The organism is Nocardia sp. JMUB6875 (genome assembly GCF_041154655.1).
In the GTDB taxonomy this organism is placed as follows: domain Bacteria; phylum Actinomycetota; class Actinomycetes; order Mycobacteriales; family Mycobacteriaceae; genus Nocardia.
This window is the reverse complement of the sequence record NZ_BAAFGR010000091.1, coordinates 10,062-31,471: the sequence shown is the minus strand read 5'-3', so window position 1 is coordinate 31,471 and position 21,410 is coordinate 10,062. Positions and strand designations below refer to the sequence as shown.

The window sequence follows — 21,410 nt, the reverse complement described above, 5'->3', positions numbered from 1 at the left end:
CCCGCATGGGCCGACGATGCCGCGCAGACCGCCACCGCGCGTGGTGAGTTCATCGGCGGCGATGCTGAAACCGGCGCCGCCCGTGATGAGTTCGGCCCCGCGCTTGGTGAGTCCGGGCATGCCACGCTCACTGCCGTACTGGCCGAACCCGGTGCGGGGCAGTCCAACTCCACTGCCGAGCGCACCGAATCCGCCGCTGAGCGCGCGGCTTCGGTTGCCGAGCGTCGTCCTGCGCTGCCGTCGCTGACCGGTGCTCGGTGGTGGGCGGCGTTCGCCGTATTCGTGTTGCACGCCTTGGTGTTTCTGCCTGTTTATCCGTTCCAGAAGTCGGAGCTGTTCCGGCACATCCACGAGTGGATCCCCATGCAGCTAGGGGCGGCGGGGGTGACGTTCTTCTTCGTGCTGTCGGGCTTCATCATCTACTGGTCGTTCAAGCCGGGGATGTCGGTGAGCGGGTTCTATCGGCGACGGGTGCTGAAGATCTGGCCGACGCATCTGCTGGCGGCCGCGGCGTTCATCGTGGTGGCGAGTGTGCCGCTGCATCGCGCGGTGGTGTGGGTGCCGAACCTGCTGCTGGTGCACACCTGGGTACCGAAGTGGACCACGGTGGGCGGGCTGAACGTGCCGTCCTGGTCGCTGGCCGCGGAAGTGTTGTTCTACTTCAGTTTTCCGCTCGTGCTGCCGCTGGTCCGGAAGATCCCGACCCGGCACCTGCTGCTGGCCATGGGCGTGCTGATGCTCGGCATCATCGCGCTGCACACCTCCTACTTCCTGTGGGTGGACGGCCCCAAGGGCATCGCGAACGCCTTCGCGCCGCGCCTGGTGCCGGGCAACACCTCGCCGTACTACGAGCTGCATGCCTCCCCGGCGTGGTTCCAGCAGCCGAATATCCCGGTGTCCCCGGCCTATTGGCTGAGCTACACCTTCCCGCTCTCGCGGCTGCCGGAGTTCTTCCTCGGCGTGCTCGCCGCCCGCATGGTGCTCGAAGGCCGTTGGCGCAACACCAATATGGCGTGGCCGCTGCTGGCCCTGACGGTCGCCTACGCCGCCACCTGGGTGGTGCCGGTGAACTACAAGATGTCGGTGCTGCTGCTGGCCCCGATGACCGCGGTGGTGGCCACCATGGCGGCCCGCGACCTGGCGGGCATCGGCGGGATCAACAACCACCCGCGCATGGTGTGGCTGGGCAATGTGTCCTTCGCGTTCTATCTCATCCAGTTCCCGGTCATGGTGCTCATCACCCGGAACCTCATCGGCGGCAGGCAATTCGGCATTCTCGGCTGGGCCGGATTCTCGCTGCTGAGCCTGGTGGTCTCGACCGCCATCGCCGCGGCCCTCTACCACTGGGTGGACCTGCCGATCATGCGCAAGTTCGCCCGCTCGAAACGCCCCTGACCCCCGGTTTCCGGGGCAGGGAGTCTCGGGGCACGGGGTCTCGGGGCACCGAATTTGCCGGGTACCCGCCCGTCCGGCCGCCGTCCTAACGTTTCACCGCCGCAAGCGAATCGCGGCGGTGATGCGTAGGGCTCGGAGGGATCGGCGTGGTTGCGGAGTTGGTGGCGGAGGCGGGCATCGTCGCGGAGCCGGAGGAGCCTCCGGCGCAGCCGTGGAATCCGCTGGCGCGGTGGGTATTCCGTTACGCGTTCGTCGTGATCGGCGTCGGCATGGCCGGGGTACTGGTATTCCACGCGGTATTCCGATCGCTGGGCGTCGCGCAGGCGTCGGTCCTGGAGGCCGCGAAGTGGACGAGCCTGCATCCGCTCACCGACTGGATGGGCGAGCACGTCTTCGACACCCGAGTCGACTGGTCCCCCACCGGAAGCGGTGATACCGCGGCGAATTGGGTGGCCCAGTTCACCCTGCTGGTGGTCGCGGTGCCGGTGACCGTCGTGTGGTCGATCCTGGACCGGCGTCGCCTGAACTACGCGCGACTCTATTCCTGGTTCCGGCTGACCCTGCGTTTCGCGCTGCTGTCGGCCATGCTGTTGTACGGCATGGCGAAGCTGCTGCCCTCGCAGATGGCGTTCGCCCTGGCGCGCCTGATCGAGCCGTTCGGCGATATGAGCCCGATGTCGGTCCTGTGGACCTCGACCGCGTCGTCGGAGCCGTACGAGATCGCCTTGGGCGCGGCCGAAGTCCTCGCCGGGCTGCTGCTGATCCTGCCGTTCACCGCCGGGCTGGGCTCGATCCTGGCGGTGCTGGTGACCTTGCAGGTGTTCCTGCTCAACCTCACCTTCGACGTCCCGGTGAAGCTCTTCTCGTTCCAGCTGCTGGTGTACGCGCTGGTCCTGGCCGCCCCGGACGTGGCCCGCATCGTGCGGGCGCTGGTCGGCCGGGCGGTGCCGGTGCGTCGTCCCGAAGGTCTGGTCACCACGCGCCGCGCCGGTCGAATCCTGCTCGCTGGCCAGCTGATCCTCGGCGTCTGGCTACTGGGCACCATCGTCGCCGAGGGCTACGACGCCTGGTCCACCTACGGCAACGGCCGCCCCCACTCGCCCCTCTACGGCATCTGGAACGTCACCGAATACACCGTCCCCGGCCAGGACGCCCCGGCCGACCGCCTCCGCCGCATCGTCTTCGACCTCGAGGAGGCCGTGACCGCACAGCAGATGGACGACTCCCTCCACGACTTCCCGGTCCAGATCGACACCGACCACCGGACGATCACCATCACCAAGGACATGGCCCACGTATGGCGTGTCGCCACCCTGACCTATCAACAGCCCGACCCGGACCACCTGACCCTGGACGGCCAATTCGCCGGCCACCCCGTCCACATGACCCTCACCCGAATCCCCCTCGATCGCTTCCCGGTCGTCTCACGTGGCTTCCACTGGATCCAGCCCAACGTGTACCTCCGCTAACTCGGCGTGTCTGGGGCGACGCGCCGTGTCCTGGGCGGATGGATGGGCTACGGGATCCTGTCGGTTGGCGGCGCTAATCTGCGGGGATGGTCAAACCGGAATCGGCGTTGCGGCGGTTGATGCGCGATATGGGGAAGCTGCTGCAGCCGTATGGGTTTGACGGGGTCGACCCGACTTGGACTCGGGTGACCGAGGGCGGTTTGGCGACCGTTGCGCGGACGCGGACGTTCCGGACGTTCACCGGCGGGCAGCAGGTGCTCGGGTTCGGGCTGGGGTGGAGTGCGACGCCGGTTGCCTGGTGGGAGTATCGGGCGTGGTGCGAGGAGCGAATCGGGCTGTCGCCCAGTGCCATCGAGGCCGCCACCGGTCCGGGGCTATTGCCGGATGAGGGATTGCCCGAGGATGCGGCCCGGCTGTGGTCGATCCGGCTGGATCCCGCGCAGCCGGGCCACGTCATGCCGGAGGATGTCGAGGCCATTCGCGCCGAACTGCCCCGCCGCGTGCACGCCGCTGCCCGCCGCGCACTGCGGCTGCTGGAGGTGGACAGCTACCTGGAAGAGCTACTGGCACAGCCGGACCCGCATATCGGAACCCTGGAGGCGATCGTCGTCCTGCTGGCCGAGCACGGTCCGAGCCGTGAACTCGACGAGGCGCTCGACAATTTCGTGCGGGTCGCGGGGGACCGGTCCCGCGATGTCATCGATTACACGGCCGAGCGGACGGTGGCGAGCCGAACGGCGTGATTACCGCCCGGCTCGGGTGATTACTGGCTGGCGTTGCGCTGGTATTCGCGCCACGCCTTCTGGGTATCGGTCAGCTTCGGCTTGGGCGTGCGATTGCGGAAGTAGTTGACCACCATCATGACCGGGAGAATGAACGCCTGGAAGAAGATGAAATAGGAGCCGCCGTCGAAAAGGAAGGCGAGATAAAAGGCGTAGCCGAGGAATCCGACGCCGAAAATGGCATTGAGCGCTCGCGACCAATCGTTCTGCTGCCGCATCGCCGCCAGGACGAGCATGATGACCCCGCTGAGCGCGAGCAGACCGACATACCAGTTGAACATGAAGTCCCCCGAAGACAATTCAGCCCGACCGGTCGGTCGGGCCTGCGGAACATTAACACCGGCCAATCCGGCGCGCCACCGATAATTCGATGGCGGCCGGAGGGCGGTCAGCGGCGCGGAATCGAGGGAGTCTCCCAGGCGCGGGCGTAGCGGGTCTTGTCGGCCGACTTGTCCGGCTTGCTGCGGTAGACGACGTACGGCCGCACCAGGTAGCCGACCGGCGCGGAGAACATGTGCACCAGCCGCGTGTAGGGCCAGAAGCCGACCAGCGCCAGCACGATCAGGCCGTGCACCTGGAACGTCCAGGGTGTGCCCACCATGAGATCCGGATGCGGATGCAGCGTGAACAGGCTGCGGAACCACGGCGACACCGTCTCGCGGTAGTTGTAGGTGCCCCACAGCAGGTTGCTGCCCCAGGTGTTGAGCAGCCCGGTGATCAGGGCGGCTGCCAGCAGGACATACATCGCCTTGTCATTGGCGGTGGTGGCCTGCCGCACGGCCGACACCGTGATCCGCCGGTAGAGCAGGATCGCGATTCCGGCGATGACCGCCAGTCCCGCAACCGATCCCGCCGACACCGCGACCACGTGATAGGCCTCCTCAGAGATCCCGAGCGCGTCGGTCCACGACTCCGGAACGAGCACGCCGAGCACGTGCCCGCCGATCACCCCGAGCATGCCGAAGTGGAACAGCGGGCTACCCAGCCGCAGCAGTCGCGACTCGTAGATCTGCGAAGACCGTGTGGTCCAACCGAATTGGTCGGTGCGATACCGCCACAGGTGGCCCAGCACGAACGAGGTGAAGGCGATGTAGGGCAGTATCAGCCAGAGCCCGGAGCTCATCGGCGGGCCTCCTGTCCGGTGAACGCGAGCGGATCCATGGCGAAGGGGTCGAGGCCGACCTCTTCCTCCGGCGGCCCGGCCGCGGCGAGTTCGGCAATGCGCCGGCGGTCGGCGGTGGTGACCGGTGGCAGTGTCGCCACCACCGACGCCAGCACCCCGGCATAGGGAGATCCGCTGTCGGAAAGCGACAACCGCAGCAGTTCCAATACCGGGACGTGTTCGCCCAGCAGCCGTTCTCCGCCGATCGGGTCGACGGTGGCGGCGAATTCGAGCAGCACGGGCAGATGGTCGGGCAGCTCCTCATCGCCGAGTTCGACACCCGCGTGGCGGTACGCGTGCTTGAACCGCAGCAGTGCCATCCCGCGCTTGCGAGTGTCGCCATAGGCGTAGAACGTCAGGTGCAGGCTTGCGCGCCGACGCATGTCGAAGGTCTCGACATACTCCTGGGCCAGCACGATCGGGTCGCTGGTGCGCAGGTGGGTAAGGAACCCGGCCAGCAGCGGACGCATCGTATCGGGCAATTCGCTTGCGGCGGCATCGAGTTCGTCCAGCATGGCCAGCGTCTGCTCACCCGGGTAGTCGAGCAGCAGAGCACCCAGCCGCCACACCAGGCGACGATCGCGATCGGACAGCGGGACCGCGGGCTCGGGACGGCGGCGCAGCTTCAACAGGCTCATCGCGTCGCTCCGGGGGAGTCCGGGGCGTCGTCGAGCAGGGCGCGGGTACGCGGGTGAGGGTAGTCGAGCCCCAGCGCGTTCAGTCGCCAGCCGAGGCGCTGCTCGTGATCCACAGGGGCGGTAATGGTTTCGGTGCGTCGCCGCAGTCTCCGCAGGTTCATCGCGTCGCTCCGGTGGGCTCGGGCTCGATGGATTCGGTGGCGGTCGCATCGCTTTCGGCGGCGTCCGAGTGGTGCCCATTTCCGTTGGCTCCGTTGCCATTGCCAGCGGCGCCGTTGCCGTTGGTGGATTTGGGCACCAGCCCGCTGGTGCTCTTGCCGTCCCAGTTGAGCAGGTTGATCCGGTTGGATTTCTGCTCGGGCGCGGCGGCACCATTCGTATCGGTGAGGTGGAATTTGTCGGCCATGTAGTCGAAGGCGGTCATGCCGGGGCCGCCGTCGGTGTCGAGGGAGCAGCCGGTGGCGAGTGAATCCAATTCGTGCGCTTTGGAAGTCGCGCCGGAGGGGATCACGTAGCGGTGCTCGTATTTGGCGATGGCGAGCAGCCGGTACATGGCCTCGATCTCCTCGGGTTCGAGGCCGACCGCGTCGGGAATGGTCAGGTCGGGTTCCTGGCCGAGGTTGATCGAGCGCATGAACGATCGCATGCCCGCCAGGCGCTGCAGGGACGCTCGCACCGGGCCGATCTCACCGGCGGTGAACAGTTCGGCCAAGTACTCCAGGGGAATTCGCAGCGCGTCGATCGCGCCGAAGAGGTTGTTGTGGTTCTCGCCGTCGTGCCCGGTCTGGGTGAGGGTGTCGACCACCGGGGACAGCGGCGGCACGTACCAGACCATCGGCATGGTGCGGTATTCCGGATGCAGCGGCAGCGCGATCTGGTAGTCGACGATCAGCTTGTAGACCGGCGAATCCTGCGCGGCCTGAATCCATTCCGGGGAGATCCCGGCGCGCTCGGCCTCGGCGATGACGCGCGGGTCGTGCGGGTTGAGGAACACGCCCAGCTGCGACGGGTACAGGTCCTTGTCATCGGTGACCGACGCGGCCTCGAGCACCTTGTCGGCGTCGTAGAGCATGACGCCGATGTAGCGCAGGCGGCCCACGCAGGTCTCCGAGCACACCGTCGGAATACCGACCTCCACACGCGGGTAGCAGAAGGTACATTTCTCCGCCTTGCCCGTCTTGTGGTTGAAGTAGATCTTCTTGTACGGACACCCGGTCACACACTGCCGCCAGCCGCGGCACTTGTCCTGATCCACCAGCACGATGCCGTCCTCGGCACGCTTGTAGATCGCACCCGACGGGCACGACGCCGCGCACGACGGGTTGAGACAGTGCTCGCAGATCCGCGGCAGGTAGAACATGAAGGTCTCTTCGAACTCCAGCTTGACCTGCTCGGAGAGCTTGGCCAGCAACGGGTCCTTACCCACCTGCTCGGGGCCCGAGCCCAGCGAGTCGTCCCAGTTCGCGCCCCAGGTGACCTTGGTGTCCTCACCGGTGATCAGCGACTTGGGCTTGGCCACCGGCGTGGTGTCCATCTGCGGTGCGGACAGCAGATTCTCGTAGTCGTAGCTCCACGGGTCGTAGTAGTCGCTGACCGTGGGCAGATCCGGGTTGGCGAAGATATTGAGCAGCCGCTTCATCCGGGACCCGGACTTGAGGGTCAGCCGCCCCTTCTTGTCGAGGGTCCACCCGCCCTTCCACTTCTCCTGGTCCTCGTAGCGGCGCGGATACCCTTGTCCCGGACGGGTTTCCACATTGTTGAACCACACGTACTCGGTGCCGGAGCGGTTGGTCCAGGCCTGCTTGCAGGTGACGCTGCAGGTGTGGCAGCCGATGCACTTGTCCAGGTTCATGACCATGGCCAGTTGAGCCATCACGCGCATGACTAGTACTCCACTTCCTGCGAGCGCTTGCGGATCGTGGTGACCTCGTCGCGCTGATTTCCGGTGGGGCCGTGGTAGTTCAGCGCGAACGACTGCTGCGCGTAGCCACCGATGAGATGCGAGGGCTTGATCATGATGCGGGTCAGCGCATTGTGGATGCCGCCGCGTTTGCCCTTGCCCTGCTTGACTTCCGGGGTGCCCTCGATGCGCGGGACGTTCACCGCGCGGTCCTGGGCGTGGTACATGAACACCGTGCCCTCGGGCATGCGATGCGACACGATCGCGCGAGCGACCACGATGCCGTTGCGGTTGATCGCCTCGATCCAGTCGTTGTCGGCGACACCGATCTTCTTGGCATCGACATCCGACATCCAGATCGCCTGTCCGCCACGGGAAAGCGTCAGCATGTGCAGGTTGTCCTGGTACGCGGAGTGGATCGACCACTTCGAGTGCGGCGTCAGATAGCGCACCGTGACACCATTGCCGTCGACATTGCCGATGCCGGGCTCGGCGAACAGCGCACTCATGTCCAGCGGCGGCCGGTAGATAGGCAGCTGCTCACCGAGCTCGATCATCCAGTCGTGATCGAGGTAGAAGTGCTGCCGCCCGGTGAGCGTGTGCCACGGCTTCTTGCGCTCGACATTGATGGTGAACGGCGAGTACCTGCGCCCGCCGGTCTCGCTCCCGGACCATTCCGGTGAGGTGATCACCGGAACGGGCCGGGCCTGCGTGTCGGCGAAGGTGATTCGCTTACCCTCGTGTTCGGCCGCGAGATCGGCCAGGTCGGTCCCGGTGCGCCGTTCCAGCGCATGGAACCCTTCCACCGCGAGCCGGCCGTTCGTGGTACCGGACAGTGCCAGGATCGCCTCGGCCGCGTGGGTGTCCTTGGCCAGCGACGGACGGCCTTGGGCGACACCGGAAACGATGGTGCCGTTCACGCCGCGCAGGTAATCTACCTCGGCATCGGGCAATGTGGTGACACCCTTGGTGGTGAGTCCCAGCTGCTCGACCAGCGGCCCGAGCGCGGCCATCTTCTCCGCGACCTTCGGGTAGTCACGTTCGACGACAACGAGTTTCGGCATGGTGACACCCGGAACGGGCTCACACTCGCCGTGCTTCCAATCGAGTACCCGTCCACCGGCCTGCGCCAGCGCGTCGGCGGTGTCGTGCTGCAGCGGCACCGCGACCAGATCCTTGCGGACGCCGAGATGCTTCTCGGCCAGCCAGGAGAAGCCGCGCGCGATGCGGTGGAACGCCTCGAAATCGGTCTTGGCCTCCCACGGCGGGGAGATGGCCGGGGTGAAGGCGTGCACGAAGGGGTGCATGTCGGTGGAGGACAGGTCGTGCTTCTCGTACCAGGTGGCGGCGGGGAGGACGATGTCGGAGAACAGGGTCGTGGAGGTCATGCGGAAGTCCAGCGACAGCAGCAGATCCAGCTTGCCGGTCGCCGCCTCGTCCCGCCATTCCAGTTCCTGCGGGCGGATGCCGGTGGCCTCGCCGGTCTGCAGGTTGGAGTCCGCGCCGAGGAGATGCTTGTGGAAGTATTCGTTGCCCTTGCCGGAGGAGCCGAGCAGGTTGGCGCGCCAGACGGTGAGCACACGCGGGAAGTTTTCGGGGGCGTCGGGATCCTCGCAGGCGAAGCGCAGGTCGCCCGACTTCAGGCCGTCCACAACGTAATCCGCGGGCGCCTTGCCCGCCTGCTCGGCCTCGTCGACGAGATCGAGCGGGTTCCGGTTGAGCGTCGGGTAGGACGGCATCCAGCCCAAACGTGAAGCGAGAGCGATATTGTCGGCGGCCGTGCGCCCGGCGAAGGTGCCCTTGCCGAGCGGGGAGGCGAACGATTCCGAGGTGAACGGGTCGTAGCGCCACTGGTCATTGGCCAGGTACCAGAACACGGTGCCCTGCATCTGACGCGGCGGCCGCTGCCAGTCCGAGGCGAAAGCCAGTGTGGCCCAACCGGTCACGGGACGGCACTTCTCCTGTCCCACGTAATGCGCCCAGCCGCCACCGTTGACGCCCTGACAGCCGGTGAGCAGGGTGAGGGTGAAGAAGGAGCGGTAGATCTGGTCGGAGTGGAACCAGTGGTTGGTGCCCGCGCCCATCAGGATCATGGACCGGCCCTGGGACTTCTCGGCATTGTCGGCGAATTCGCGGCCGATGCGTTCGGCCTGTTGGGCGGGGACGCCGGTGATCGATTCCTGCCAGGCGGGCGTGTACGGCTCGCTCGCATCGTCATAGCCCGTCGGCCAGCTGCCGGGCAGGCCGGGCCGGGCCACGCCGTACTGCGCCAGCAGGAGATCGAACACCGTCGTCACCCGACGTCCCGCGATGACGGTGGTCGGCACGCCGCGGGTGAGAACGTCCGAGGCGGGCCCGTCGAAGCGCGGGAACTGCACGGCCGCAGCGTCATCGGTGCGACCGTGCAAACTCAGGAGGGGATCGATGTCCCCCAGCTCGAGGTTCCACCGGCCCTTGCCCGCCTCGTTGAAGCGGTGGCCGAGAGAACCGTTGGGCACCTGCGGATTTCCGTCGGAATCCAGCAGGACGGTCTGGTGCTCGACACCCTCGCCGGTGTGGCCGAGGTCGGCGGCGGTGAGGAACTTGCCCGGGACGGCCACGCCGTCCTTGTCCTCGAGGGTGATCAGGTAGGGGAGGTCGGTGTAGCGCTTGACGTAGTCGGTGAAGTACGGAGTCTGCTTCTCCACGAAGAACTCTCGCAACACCACATGACCCATGGCCATGGCCAGCGCGGCATCGGTGCCCGGGCGGGCCGGAACCCACTCGTCGGCGAACTTGGTGTTGTCGGCGTAGTCGGGGGAGACGACCACGACCTTCTGACCCCGGTAGCGGGCCTCGGTCATGTAGTGGGCGTCCGGGGTACGGGTCACCGGGACGTTGGAACCCCACATGATGAGGTACCCGGCGTCGAACCAGTCGGCGGATTCCGGGACGTCGGTCTGGTCGCCGAATACCTGCGGGGAGGCGACGGGCAGGTCGGCGTACCAGTCGTAGAACGACAGCATCGAGCCGCCGATCAGCGAGATGAAGCGGGCCCCGACGGCGTGCGAAACCATCGACATGGCTGGGATCGGCGAGAAGCCCGCAACCCGGTCCGGGCCGTACTGCTTGATCGTGTAAACGTGTGCGGCAGCGGCGATCTCGGCGGCTTCCCACCACTCGGCGCGCACGAACCCACCCTTACCACGCGCGGACTTGTAGGTCTTGGCCTTGGCGGGGTCCTCGACAATGGACTCCCACGCCAGCACCGGATCCTTGAGCCGGTTCTTGGCCTCGCGGTACATCTCCAGCAGGGCGCCGCGGATGTAGGGGTAGCGGATGCGCGCGGGGGAGTAGGTGTACCAGGAGAACGACGCGCCACGCGGGCAGCCGCGGGGTTCGTACTCCGGCTTGTCGGCGCCGACGCTGGGGTAGTCGGTCTGTTGGGATTCCCAGGTGATGACGCCGTCGGAGACGTAGATCTTCCACGAACACGAGCCGGTGCAGTTCACACCGTGCGTGGACCGCACCACCTTGTCATGCGACCACCGGTCCCGATAGAACTCGTCGGCCTCGCGCCCGCCCACTCGATGCAGGGTGCGCAGATCGCCGGAGACCTCGCCGCGGTTGAAATACTTCCCCAGTCGAAGCAGCGCATCGGCGGACGAGTGTCCGTTCTGCGAGATAGCCATAACGCCCCCTTCGAGCTGGAAAACCGGGCTGCTGGCTCGACTGTAAGGACGTGGCGGGAGGCATCAAAACGGTTTCCTCACAATGCGCGAGAGGCAAAAGTGAGCTGTGAGATCCAAGAAATCTTGCGGTCACTGGAGAGTCGCGGGAGTAGTGTGTCACTTCGGGTGTGACCTGGGAAAACCATGATTTCGATGGTGAAACGAGTTCTCGCCGAGGGGTTTCGGAGCGGCCGCGGTGATGCTTCCGAAACGGTCGGTTCTCGGTTACTTAATATTTGTTAACACATCTTTGGATAGCTGGCGGGTCGCTATATCGTGCTTTCATGCAGCGATTCGAAGGAGTCATCGAAGCAGCGAACGGCGGCGGCGCTTTCATCCCGGTACCGCCGGAAATCATCGAAGCCCTGGGCGGCGGCGGCCGCATCCCGGTCCAGGCCACCTTCGACGGCATCCCGTACCGAGGCTCCATCGCCAACATGGGCGCCGGCCCGTGCCTCGGCATCCTGAAGGCCATCCGCACCGAACTCGGCAAGTCTCCGGGCGACCACGTCACGGTGACCGTCGAACGCGAGACTGCCGACCGCACCATCGCCGTCCCCGACGACCTGGCTGCTGCACTGACGGCCGGGGGTGTGCGCGAATCGTTCGAGGCGCTCTCCTATACCAAGCGCCGGGAGGCTGTTGCCTCTGTAACCGACGCCAAGAAGCCTGAGACTCGAACTCGGCGGATTGCCAAAATCATTGAGTCGCTTGTGGGGTAGCGAAGTTTGAAAAGTCTTGTGGGAACGGACATTTCGGGTTCCTAGGTGATCGTTTGAGGCGTAGAATTAGCACATGGGTTCGAAAGGAGAGACACTCGAGGACTGCGGACTGACCGAACTGGAAGCCGCGGTACGCAACTGCACCGACCGCGTGCAGTACGGCGACCTGACCTCGCTGTCCGGCGACGACGTGGTGGCGGTGATGCAGCGCGTGGAAACCTGCCAGCGCCAGCTCTCGGCACTGGGGTCCAAGCTGATCATCGAGGCCACCGATCGTGGCCTGCCCGAAACCAGCGGTGCCGGTTCGCCGGTGGCGTTCCTGCGCCACACCCTGCATTTGACCCGCCACGACGCCTCCACCCGCATCAAGATCGCTGCGCAGGTGGGGGAATTCCACCAGGCCGACGGGCAACTCGCGCCGCCGGTGCTGGAAGTCACCGCCGAAGCCTATGAAGCAGGCGATATCTCGCGCGATCACGTCCGCAACATCGTGGACGTCATGAATCATCTGCCCGCTGATGTGCCGGTGGAAACCCGTGCCGAGACCGAGCAGATCCTGGTCAACTACTGCTGCGAGGGCTGGCCCGATGACCTGCCCCGCACGGGCCGCGAAATCCTGGCTCGCCTCGATCCCGAAGGCACGGTGGTCAGTGACGCGGATCGTCACCGCCGTCGCGGCATCAAGGTCGGCCGCCCGGGGATCGATGGGATGTCGTGGATCGAGGGTTGGCTCACTCCGCAGCTGCGGGCGTTGTTGGATGCGTTCCTGGCCAAGTACGCCCGCCCGGGCATGTGCAACCACGAGGACGCCGACAGCCCGCAGGTCTCCGACGCCCTCATCGACTCCACGGTGTTGGATGCGGCGGCGCGTCGGGATCGTCGTGATGCCGGGCAGCGGGTGCACGACGCGTTCATCGCCTTGCTGCAACCCGATTTGGATCTGCGCAAGCTCGGCTCGCATCGCGGTATGCCGGTGCAGGTCACCCTGCAGATGAACCTCGCCGATCTCGAACGGGGTTCGGGTCTTGCGACGACCGCCTCCGGCGTCCAGATGTCGATCAACGAAGCGTTGAAGATGGCCGGTGGTACCCGTCCGGTGCTGATCGTGAACGACGACAAGGGGATTCCGCTCTACCTCGCCTACGGGCAGCGCATCGCCTCCGCAGGACAGCGGTTCGGGCTGCTGGCTCGCGATCGTGGCTGCACGTTCCCCGGCTGTGACGCTCCGGCGGATATGTGCGCCGCACACCACGTGACCGACTGGGTGAAGGGTGGCCCGACGGATCTGGACAACCTGGCCCTGGTCTGCGATCACCACCACGCGTTGGTGAACGACAGCCCGAACGGCTGGAAGACGAAGATGTTGGGGAAGGATTCCCCGCATCGCGGGCGGGTCGGCTGGATCGCTCCGAAGGCCCTCGACCCCACGGGCACACCGCAAGTCAACGAGAAACATCACGCCGGGCAGCGGGTCGCCACTGCGGTCGAGTCCAGTTGCCGGGAGTGGGGTTCAACGGCTGCATGAGGCCCGGCTGCTCGTCTACGTCTGGTGTGCGCAGGGACGGGGAAGTGTGGTCACCTCGCCTGCCCTACCGGACTTGGGCTGACGCCGGGTTGGGAGCCGCTCCCGCCGATCCCGGCCCACGGACTGCACGGATCACCTTCAAAGACAACAGAACAAGAACCAAAGACCCAAAGATCCAAGACTCAAAGATCCAAAACCCCAAGATCCAAAGACCTTTGACAACTCCACAGAGTTTCTTTTCTCCCGCGCCGGGCCGCTGCGCGGCCGAGCCGCGAGGTGGCTGGTACCGCAGCCGAGGCCGCGCACCCAGCCACCTCCTCTCCCTTCTCCAGGCGTCTTTTATCTTTTCTTCTTTTTGTCTCTTTGTCTTTCGCCCTATTCGGCGATGAGCTCGGCCTCAGAATCCAAGGCTCGCTGCGCTTCGTCCGAGACCCCTACGGCACCGGGCCGGTAGGTGACCGACCGAAGGTTTCCGGTGTAGCGGAAAACGCCTCGCCGGTCGCGAAGGTCCCACGAGACCGGGCCACGGGCATCGAGGCCGACAGAAATTCCGGTCCAGGGCGACATGCCGACCAGCTGAACCTGGCCCGGAAGCTCGCCCGCTCGGACACCGTCGATGCCGACAGTGAAGTCCCAGCGTAGATGCGGTTGGACACTCGCCGAGACGGTGAGAAGACGACTGCCGGTGGGGATTTCGCCAGCATCGAGAATGGTGTACCGGCCGTAGGCGTTGTAGCCGAAGATCAGGTGGCCGTTCTCGATATAGAGCAGGTAGCCGCCGAGCGGGTCGCCGTGGGCGACGAGGACGCCTTCGTCGCCGGGGGAGTAGCCGTCGAGCTCGATGGCGATGGTGAAGTCGCGGTAGGCGATGAGGCGTTGGGAGCGGTAGCGCTCCAGGGTCGGAGTGCCGGGGAGGATGCGGACCTGGTTGCCGAAGCGGGATTCCTCGGGGCGTCGCTTGGCCAGGTCGGCTCGGGTGATGAGCGGGAAAACCGTGTTGTGCCAGGCGGCTTCGTCCCAGGCGGCCGAGAGTTCGTTCACCTTTTCCGGCAGTTGCTCCGAGAGATCGTGGAGTTCGGTCGGGTCGGTGCGGACGTCGAAGAGTTGCCAGCGCGGGTTGTCGATGCCGCGTTCGGGTTCGTAGAGGGCGAGGAGCTTCCAGCCGTCGCGGTAGAAGCCGCGGTGGCCGGTCATTTCGGAGTACTGCTCGACGTGCTGGGAGATGGCGGTCGGGTCGCGGAGGACGTCCACCGCGGAGACGCCGTCGAAGTCCTTGGCGGGCAGGCCGTTACGGACGGTCGGGCGGTTCAGTCCGGCCAGTTGGAGCAGGGTGGGGGCCAGGTCGGTGATGTAGACGTATTCCTGGCGGACGCCGGAGTCCTCCTCGGTGCGGGGTAGGCCCTTCGGCCAGGAGAGGACGAACGGGACTCGTACGCCGCCCGCGAAGGTCTGGCCCTTGTAGAAGCGGAACGGCGTGTTCGAGGCCTGGCCCCAGCCGCGCGGGTAGTGGACGCCGAGCTTGGCGGTGCCGATCAACTCGTCGTCGTGGGGGACGTCGCGCTCCCAGTCGGGCTCGTCCACCTGCGCGAATTGCGCGAAATAGGTTCGGGTCCCCTCGGGGCCGCCTTCGGCGGTACCGCCATTGTCGGAGGTGAACACGATGATGGTGTTGTCCAGCTCGCCGAACTGCTCGAGCGTATCCACGATCCGGCCCAGGCTCGGGTCGATGCTGTCGACCATCCCGGCGTACACCTCCATGTACCGCTCGAACCGCGACCGCTGCTCATCGGTCAGCGAATCCCATTCCTGCGCTTCGTAACCCGGCTCGGTGTTCCGCGGCTTCTGCTGCGTCCCCTCCGGGAACAGGCCCGCGGCGATCTGCGCGGCGAACCGCGTCTGCCGCAACCGATCCCAGCCCTCGCGATACCGGCCCCGATACTTCGCCTGATCCTCCGGCTTGGCCTGCAACGGCCCGTGCATGGCGGTATGCGCGAAGTACAGGAAGAACGGCTTGGTCGCATCGTGCGCCCGCAGGTCCTTGATGTATCCGATGGCCCGATCGGTGTAATCGTCGGTGAGGTAGTAGCCCTCCGGGTACTCCTCGATATCCACCGCCGAACTGTCCGAGATCAACTGATTCGGATGGTAGAAGGAGTTCAGGCCCTCCAAAGACCCGTAGTACCGGTCGAATCCGCGTTGTGTGGGCCACGAATCCCGGTGCGCCGCCGGATGCAGCGTGGCATCCCGCACCAGATGCCATTTCCCGACCGCGTACGTCGCATATCCGTTGGCGCGCAGGATCTCCGGCAATGTCAGCACATCATCGGCCAGTTCCAGCCGCAGCCCGGGGTATCCGGGATCGGCATTGGCGACGAACCCGAATCCGGCCCGATGCGAATTGACTCCGGTCAGCAGCGCGGCCCGCGACGGCGAGCACAGCGGCGTGGTGTGAAAGTTGGTGAGCCGCAACCCCTTGGCCGCCAGTCGATCCAGAGTCGGCGTTTCGATCTCCGAGCCGAACGGGCCGATATCGCTGAATCCCATGTCGTCGACCAGCACCACGACGATATTGGGCGCACCCTCCGGCGCGGTCGGCGGATACAGCCATTCCGGTGTGGAATCTGCGGTGGTGCGGCCGATCTGGCCGCTGAAGTTCTCATAGCCACGGGCATTGTCGGGGACTGACGCACGGGCATTGTCGGGGACTGACATGCGTTCAGCAAAGGTCGCGGACCAGGTCCCGAGCCAGGGTTTCACTCTCACTGCGCGCAACCGGTGATCCGTCATTCACCCGGCGATAGCGTCGCCGAACACCATCAAGGCCCGGTCCACAGTTCGAGGATTCCCCATGACTTCGTCCCCCGGCGGTCTCGACCGCCGTATTTTCCTGCGCAGTTCCGCGGTCGCCGCCCTGGCGATCCTCGGAGGCGGGGCCCTGGCCGCCTGCACCTCGGCGGTGAGCCAGCAGCGCGGCGGTGACGACAACGCGCAGCCCGTGCGCGGCGGGACCCTGAAGTACGGCGTCCTCGTGGACATCGTGCCGGCCAACCTGCTCACCAATACCGGTAGCACCCCGTATGTGATCGGGCTGGTCTTCGAATCGCTGGTGCGCTACCCGCACGACAAGCTGGAACCGCAACCGCTGCTGGCCAAGAGCTGGACGGTGACCCCGGACGGCAAGTCCATCACGCTGAACCTGCGCGATGACGTGAAGTTCCACAGCGGACGGGCTTTCACCTCCAAGGACGTCGAGTTCTCGTACCGCACCTACGCCGACCCGAAGTGGTCGGGGCAGTTGAAGAGCACGGCGGCCAAGATCACCGCGTTCGACACCAGCGACCCGCACAAGATCACCCTGACGCTGGAACACCCGCTCAGCAATCTGTTCGATTTGCTGGACACCGTGCCCATCCTGGACAGCGAGTCCATCGACCAGCTGGCCACCGGCGACAAGATCATCGGAACCGGGCCGTTCCGGTTCACCCAGCGAATCCCCAACCAGCAGTTGGTCTTCGAGAAGAACCCGGCCTACTGGGTCCCGGACCGCCCCTACCTGGACCGCGTCGAATTCCGGGTCATCTCCGACAACCAGGCCCAGCTCAACGCGCTCAAAACCGGCCAGATCGACCTCGCCGACGGCATCAACTACCGCGACACCGAGAACCTGGCCAAGGCCGACGGCTACCGCGTCTACACCTTCGACGGCGCGGAACTGCAGGTCTACGTCGGCGCGAACGTCACCGACCCCTCGCTCGCCGATGTCCGTGTGCGCCAAGCCATCGCCTACGCCCTCGACCGCGAACGCATCATCAAGGAAGTGTTCCGCGGCGCGGGCTACGCGCTGAACCTGCCGTGGCCCAAGAGCTCTCCCGCCTTCGACCAGGCCCGCAACACCCGGTACACGCGAGATGCCGCCAAGGCCAAGCAGATTCTGGCCCAGCTGCCCAAACCCGCGAAGCTGCCACTGGCCTACAACACCGCGTATGCCACGTCCGAGGCCATCGCCCAGATCGTGCAGGCCAACCTCGCCGAGATCGGCATCGAGGTGGAGCTCGTGCCCACTGAGAACGCGACCTTCCTCAAGCAGCTGATCGGCGCGCAGTTCCCGGGCCTGTGGATCACCGACCACTCGTGGGCGCAGTTCGTGCCGTCCACGCTGACCGTGAGTGCCTACCCCTTCAACGCTCGCAAGAACGCCTCCCGCTACGAATCGGCCGACTACGTCAAGGCAGCCGACGCGGCCTGGCAACTGCCTCAGGCCACCGGGCCCGACGCCACCCGCGCCTACCAGGCGCTCAGCGACCAACTGCTGGACAGCCTGTTCCTGATCGAGATCGGCGTCCACGACTGGCAGAACAGCGCCACCAAGAAACTGCACGGCTTCAACTGGACCAAGCGCCGCGAACTCCAGCTCACCGAGGCCTTCCTCGCATGAGCGCGTATCTGTTGCGCCGAGTGCCCTCCGCCCTGGCGGTGCTCTTCGGCGCGTCAGTGCTCATCTTCCTGCTGCTGCGATTGGTTCCCGGCGACCCGGCCACCACCCTGGCCGGACCCGACGCCACCCCGGACACCGTCGCCGCCATCCGTCACCAACTCGGCCTCGACCGGTCGATTCCCGCCCAATACCTGTCCTGGCTGCACGGCGTCTTCACCGGCGACCTGGGCCGCTCCTACATCATCGGCGGCCAGATCGCCGACCTCATCGGCCGCGGCCTGGCCAACACCCTCATCCTCGCCGCCTCCGCGCTACTGCTGGCGGTTGCGGTGAGCCTGGCGGTGTCGGTGGCCTCGGCGCTGTGGGACAAGCGCTGGCTGAATGCGATTGTGGCGGCGGCCAATACGGTGACCGTGGCGATCCCGGTCTTCGTGACCGGCGTCCTGCTGGTGCTGGTGTTCGCCGTCGTCATCCCGGTCCTGCCCGCGGGCGGCATCCCGCCGGACGGCTTCCTGGCCCGGCCGGACATCGCCGTGCAGTACCTGCTGCTTCCGGCCATCTGCCTGGGCCTGCCCGTCTCGGCCGCGCTGACCCGCTTCCTCACCGAGGCCCTGCGCACCGAACTGGCCAAGCCCTACGTGCTCACCGCCCGCGCGCTCGGCATCCCGCACCGCCGCATCGTCACCCGCGGCGCACTGCGAAACGCCTTGCCCACCATGCTCACCACACTCGGCATCCAGACCGGCAACCTGCTCGGCGGCGCGGTACTGGTCGAGGCGGCCTTCGCCTGGCCGGGCATCGGGCAGCTCATCGAACAGGGCATCAACCGCCGCGACTATCCGGTGGTGCAGGCGCTGCTGCTGTTCTCGGTGGCGGTGTTCGTGGCCATCCAGCTGACCACCGACATCGTGCACGCGTATTTGGATCCGCGCATCCGGATCGGAGGACGGGCATGAGTGAAGTCATCGAGGCCGTACCGGAAACCCCGGTGCGCGAGCCGAATCCGAGCCGGCCGCTGCTCCGCGCATTGACTCGGGGACAAGGCCTGGCCGGGCTGCTACTCATCGGAGTCATCGCGGTCGCCGCTCTGGCCGCCGGGCTTCTCACGAAACACAGTCCGCTGGAACAGATCCCCGGCGCGAACCTGCTCGGACCGAGCGCCGACCACTGGCTCGGCACCGACCACCTCAACCGCGACGTCTTCACCCGTGTGCTCTACGGCATCCGCGTGGACCTGCTCATCGCCTTCATCGCGGTCCCGGTCGGCGCGATACTCGGTTCGGCCATCGGCCTGGCCGCCACCGTCAACCCGATCGCGGATGTGGTGGCGCAGCGCGTCTTCGACCTCATCCTGGCGTTCCCGGCCCTCATCTTCGCCATCGCGTTGAGCGCGGTCACCGGCCCGGGCGCGCACGCGGTCATCATCGTGATCATCGCCGCCGAGATCCCCATCTTCGGCCGCCAGATCCGCACCGCGGTGCTGGCCGTGCGGGAACAGCCATTCGTCGAGGCCGCCGAGGTGATTGGCGCGAGCACCGGCTGGACCCTGCGGAAACACGTGCTGCCCAATGTGATCGAGCCGATCGCCGTGCAATTCGCGCTGTCGCTGTCGCTGGCGGTGTTCGTGGACAGCGCCATGAGCTTCATCGGCATCGGCGTGCGCCCGCCGGACCCGTCGCTGGGCTCGATCATCGCCGAATCCACTCGCAACCTCGACGCCAATCCCGCTATGGCGGTCGGCCCGCTGCTGGTGGTCTCGGCCCTCACGCTCGGATTCCTGTTGATCGCCCAGGCATTGGGCCGCGCCCGGAGGCTCGGATGACCGACGAAACACTGCTCGATGTACGCGATCTCACCGTGCGCTTCGGTGCGCGGACGGTCGTCGACGGGGTGAACGTCACCGTCGCGCGCGGCGAAACCGTCGCGCTGGTCGGCGAATCCGGCTCCGGCAAATCCCTCACCGCGCGAGCCGTCCTCGGCTTGCTGCCCACCGGCGCGACCGCCACCGGTTCGATCACGCTGGGTGACACCGAGATCATCGGCGCGACCGAGAACGAACTCCGTCTCCTGCGCGGCACCCGCGCCGCCATGGTGTTCCAGGAACCCCAGACGGCCCTGAACCCGGTGCAGCGCATCGGAACCCAGATCACCGAAGCCCTGCGCGCACACCGCCCGATCAGCAAGGCCGACGCCCGCGCCCGCGCCATCGAGCTCCTGACCCAGGTCGACATCCCCGAGCCCGAGAAGCGCGTCGACTGGTACCCCCACCAGCTCTCCGGCGGCCAGAAGCAGCGGGTCGTCATCGCGCTGGCCCTCTCCGGCGAGCCCGATCTGCTCATCGCCGACGAGCCCACCACCGCCCTCGACGTCACCGTCCAGGCCGAGATCCTGAACCTGCTCCGAGACCTGCAGCGCCGCAACCACACCGCGGTGCTGTTCATCACACACAACCTGGGGGTCGTGGCCGCCATCGCCGACCGCGTGGTGGTGATGCGTGCGGGCGAGGTCGTCGAGACCCGGCCGGTGCGAGAGCTTTTCGCCGAGCCCCGGGAGGATTACACGCGCGAGCTCCTCGCCGCCGTGCCCGCGCTCCCCGACGCCGAAACCAAGCCCGCCGAGGGCTCCGACCTGACCGTGGTGCCCGAACCCGCGGCGGAGCCGACGCCGGAGCCGGAAGCAGTGCTGCGGATCAGCGATCTCTCGGTCGTCTATCGCCGTCACGGCCAGCGGTTCCAGGCCCTGAACGGCGTGTCGCTGACCCTCGCCCCGCGCGAGGTGGTCGGTCTGGTCGGCGAATCCGGTTCCGGCAAGAGCACTCTCGGCCGCACCGCCCTGGGACTGGTCCCCGCCACGAGCGGCGAGGTCGAACTGCAGGGCGTCTCCCTGAACGGCCTGTCCCGCCGCGAACTGCGCGGCCTGCGCAAACACGTCGCCCTGGTGCATCAGGACGTGACCGCCTCCCTCGATCCCCGCCGCACCCTCGCCGATTCCATCGGCGAACCGCTGCGCGTGCACCGGGTGGCCTCCGGCGCACTCCTGCGCGCCAAGGTCGGCGATCTGCTCGACTCCGTGCACCTGCCCCGCGACTACGCCACCCGCCGCCCCGGCGAGCTCTCCGGCGGCCAGCGCCAGCGTGTCGCGCTGGCCCGCGCGCTCGCCCTCGCGCCGCGTCTACTGGTGGCCGACGAGCCCACCAGCGCGCTCGATGTCTCGGTCCAGGCGCGCGTCCTGGACCTGTTCACCGACCTGCGTGAGGAATACGGATTCGCCTGCCTTTTCATCAGCCACGATCTCGCCGTCGTGCATCAGGTCGCCGATCGCGCGATCGTTCTCCGCGAGGGCAGAATTGTCGAATCAGGGCCGGTCACGGCCGTTTTCCAGAGTCCGCGGGAGGAATACACGCGCCGCCTGATCGATGCCGTTCCGGCCCCGGATCCGGCCCGGGCGCGACGTGCCGAAAACTTGTCGGCAGCGCTGCCCCTGGCAGTGGGGGCATGAGGGTAATTTGAAGAGCGGCATTCGCTCTCGAACGCCATGGGCGCACCGGAACATATACCGATAGGAGTATCCGGTGATACTAATTGTGTGCGCCGCGGTAAACGGTCTGTATTGAAATCTGTGTAAGTATCCGACCTGAGGGTGATCTCGGCGGGGCCTCTACGGGGAGGCGAG

Annotated in this window: 16 protein-coding genes; 9 read left to right on the top strand and 7 right to left on the bottom strand. The window is 66.5% G+C overall.

What is annotated here, in order from left to right; all coding sequences use genetic code 11:
• The first annotated feature begins 51 nt into the window (after positions 1-51).
• The 3 genes from ACAM49_RS23025 (at position 52) to ACAM49_RS23015 (ending at position 3,607) form a co-directional block, all read left to right on the top strand.
• Positions 52-1,395 (top strand): acyltransferase family protein, encoded by a 1,344-nt coding sequence (locus ACAM49_RS23025; protein ID WP_369637623.1) that lies wholly within the window; start codon positions 52-54, stop codon positions 1,393-1,395.
• A gap of 146 nt (positions 1,396-1,541) precedes the next feature.
• A complete protein-coding gene (locus ACAM49_RS23020; protein ID WP_369637620.1) occupies positions 1,542-2,864 on the top strand; it encodes a DoxX family protein in 1,323 nt (440 codons plus the stop codon).
• A gap of 86 nt (positions 2,865-2,950) precedes the next feature.
• Positions 2,951-3,607, top strand: coding sequence for a hypothetical protein (locus ACAM49_RS23015; protein ID WP_369637619.1), 657 nt, complete (start codon positions 2,951-2,953; stop codon positions 3,605-3,607).
• Positions 3,608-3,627: 20 nt separating this feature from the next.
• Here ACAM49_RS23015 and ACAM49_RS23010 read toward each other — a convergent pair whose 3' ends face one another.
• From ACAM49_RS23010 to ACAM49_RS22985, 6 genes are all read right to left on the bottom strand, one after another.
• Positions 3,628-3,927, bottom strand: coding sequence for a hypothetical protein (locus ACAM49_RS23010; protein WP_369637618.1), 300 nt, complete (start codon positions 3,925-3,927; stop codon positions 3,628-3,630).
• A 107-nt stretch (positions 3,928-4,034) separates the two neighbouring features.
• Positions 4,035-4,769, bottom strand: a complete 735-nt coding sequence (gene narI / locus ACAM49_RS23005; RefSeq protein WP_369637617.1) for a respiratory nitrate reductase subunit gamma — start codon at positions 4,767-4,769, stop codon at positions 4,035-4,037.
• Positions 4,766-5,446 carry a nitrate reductase molybdenum cofactor assembly chaperone gene (gene narJ, locus ACAM49_RS23000; protein WP_369637616.1) on the bottom strand — a complete coding sequence of 227 codons (681 nt, stop codon included), beginning with the start codon at positions 5,444-5,446 and terminating at the stop codon, positions 4,766-4,768. Before narJ ends, narI begins: the two co-directional genes overlap by 4 nt.
• On the bottom strand, positions 5,443-5,607 hold the full coding sequence (locus ACAM49_RS22995; protein ID WP_369637615.1) for a hypothetical protein: 165 nt from the start codon (positions 5,605-5,607) through the stop codon (positions 5,443-5,445). The genes narJ and ACAM49_RS22995 overlap by 4 nt, the downstream gene beginning before the upstream one ends.
• Complete coding sequence (gene narH, locus ACAM49_RS22990; RefSeq protein WP_369637622.1) at positions 5,604-7,319, bottom strand: nitrate reductase subunit beta; 1,716 nt, start codon at positions 7,317-7,319, stop codon at positions 5,604-5,606. The genes ACAM49_RS22995 and narH overlap by 4 nt, the downstream gene beginning before the upstream one ends.
• An 11-nt stretch (positions 7,320-7,330) precedes the next feature.
• Positions 7,331-11,017 carry a nitrate reductase subunit alpha gene (locus ACAM49_RS22985; protein WP_369637614.1) on the bottom strand — a complete coding sequence of 1,229 codons (3,687 nt, stop codon included), beginning with the start codon at positions 11,015-11,017 and terminating at the stop codon, positions 7,331-7,333.
• A gap of 323 nt (positions 11,018-11,340) precedes the next feature.
• Between ACAM49_RS22985 and ACAM49_RS22980 the strand changes: the two genes are divergently transcribed.
• Together ACAM49_RS22980 and ACAM49_RS22975 are read left to right on the top strand one after the other, a co-directional pair.
• Positions 11,341-11,778, top strand: a complete 438-nt coding sequence (locus ACAM49_RS22980; RefSeq protein ID WP_369637613.1) for a YdeI/OmpD-associated family protein — start codon at positions 11,341-11,343, stop codon at positions 11,776-11,778.
• A 73-nt stretch (positions 11,779-11,851) separates the two neighbouring features.
• Positions 11,852-13,303, top strand: a complete 1,452-nt coding sequence (locus ACAM49_RS22975; RefSeq protein ID WP_369637612.1) for a DUF222 domain-containing protein — start codon at positions 11,852-11,854, stop codon at positions 13,301-13,303.
• A 375-nt stretch (positions 13,304-13,678) separates the two neighbouring features.
• Here the strand turns inward: ACAM49_RS22975 and ACAM49_RS22970 are convergent, their stop codons facing one another.
• A complete protein-coding gene (locus ACAM49_RS22970; RefSeq protein ID WP_369637611.1) occupies positions 13,679-16,015 on the bottom strand; it encodes an arylsulfatase in 2,337 nt (778 codons plus the stop codon).
• Between the two features lie 136 nt (positions 16,016-16,151).
• Here ACAM49_RS22970 and ACAM49_RS22965 point away from each other — a divergent pair, with 136 nt between their 5' ends.
• Genes ACAM49_RS22965 through ACAM49_RS22950 form a run of 4 tightly spaced genes read left to right on the top strand, consistent with a single transcriptional unit; the run spans position 16,152 to position 21,236 of the window.
• Positions 16,152-17,738, top strand: coding sequence for an ABC transporter substrate-binding protein (locus tag ACAM49_RS22965; protein WP_369637610.1), 1,587 nt, complete (start codon positions 16,152-16,154; stop codon positions 17,736-17,738).
• On the top strand, positions 17,735-18,694 hold the full coding sequence (locus tag ACAM49_RS22960) for an ABC transporter permease (RefSeq protein WP_369637609.1): 960 nt from the start codon (positions 17,735-17,737) through the stop codon (positions 18,692-18,694). The genes ACAM49_RS22965 and ACAM49_RS22960 overlap by 4 nt, the downstream gene beginning before the upstream one ends.
• A complete protein-coding gene (locus ACAM49_RS22955) occupies positions 18,691-19,560 on the top strand; it encodes an ABC transporter permease (protein ID WP_369637608.1) in 870 nt (289 codons plus the stop codon). The genes ACAM49_RS22960 and ACAM49_RS22955 overlap by 4 nt, the downstream gene beginning before the upstream one ends.
• Positions 19,557-21,236: a dipeptide ABC transporter ATP-binding protein gene (locus ACAM49_RS22950; RefSeq protein ID WP_369637607.1), complete on the top strand. Its 1,680-nt coding sequence runs from the start codon at positions 19,557-19,559 to the stop codon at positions 21,234-21,236. Before ACAM49_RS22955 ends, ACAM49_RS22950 begins: the two co-directional genes overlap by 4 nt.
• Positions 21,237-21,410: the final 174 nt, after the last annotated feature.

What these genes read in the sequence shown, in the direction of transcription:
- narH (WP_369637622.1), bottom strand. Translation starts at nt 7,319, where the DNA reads ATGGCTCAACTGGCCATGGTCATGAACCTGGACAAGTGCATCGGCTGC.
- ACAM49_RS22950 (WP_369637607.1), top strand. Translation starts at nt 19,557, where the DNA reads ATGACCGACGAAACACTGCTCGATGTACGCGATCTCACCGTGCGCTTC.
- ACAM49_RS23010 (WP_369637618.1), bottom strand. Translation starts at nt 3,927, where the DNA reads ATGTTCAACTGGTATGTCGGTCTGCTCGCGCTCAGCGGGGTCATCATG.
- narI (WP_369637617.1), bottom strand. Translation starts at nt 4,769, where the DNA reads ATGAGCTCCGGGCTCTGGCTGATACTGCCCTACATCGCCTTCACCTCG.
- ACAM49_RS22970 (WP_369637611.1), bottom strand. Translation starts at nt 16,015, where the DNA reads ATGTCAGTCCCCGACAATGCCCGTGCGTCAGTCCCCGACAATGCCCGT.
- ACAM49_RS22965 (WP_369637610.1), top strand. Translation starts at nt 16,152, where the DNA reads ATGACTTCGTCCCCCGGCGGTCTCGACCGCCGTATTTTCCTGCGCAGT.
- ACAM49_RS22985 (WP_369637614.1), bottom strand. Translation starts at nt 11,017, where the DNA reads ATGGCTATCTCGCAGAACGGACACTCGTCCGCCGATGCGCTGCTTCGA.
- ACAM49_RS22975 (WP_369637612.1), top strand. Translation starts at nt 11,852, where the DNA reads ATGGGTTCGAAAGGAGAGACACTCGAGGACTGCGGACTGACCGAACTG.
- ACAM49_RS23015 (WP_369637619.1), top strand. Translation starts at nt 2,951, where the DNA reads ATGGTCAAACCGGAATCGGCGTTGCGGCGGTTGATGCGCGATATGGGG.
- narJ (WP_369637616.1), bottom strand. Translation starts at nt 5,446, where the DNA reads ATGAGCCTGTTGAAGCTGCGCCGCCGTCCCGAGCCCGCGGTCCCGCTG.
- ACAM49_RS22960 (WP_369637609.1), top strand. Translation starts at nt 17,735, where the DNA reads ATGAGCGCGTATCTGTTGCGCCGAGTGCCCTCCGCCCTGGCGGTGCTC.
- ACAM49_RS22995 (WP_369637615.1), bottom strand. Translation starts at nt 5,607, where the DNA reads ATGAACCTGCGGAGACTGCGGCGACGCACCGAAACCATTACCGCCCCT.
- ACAM49_RS22955 (WP_369637608.1), top strand. Translation starts at nt 18,691, where the DNA reads ATGAGTGAAGTCATCGAGGCCGTACCGGAAACCCCGGTGCGCGAGCCG.
- ACAM49_RS22980 (WP_369637613.1), top strand. Translation starts at nt 11,341, where the DNA reads ATGCAGCGATTCGAAGGAGTCATCGAAGCAGCGAACGGCGGCGGCGCT.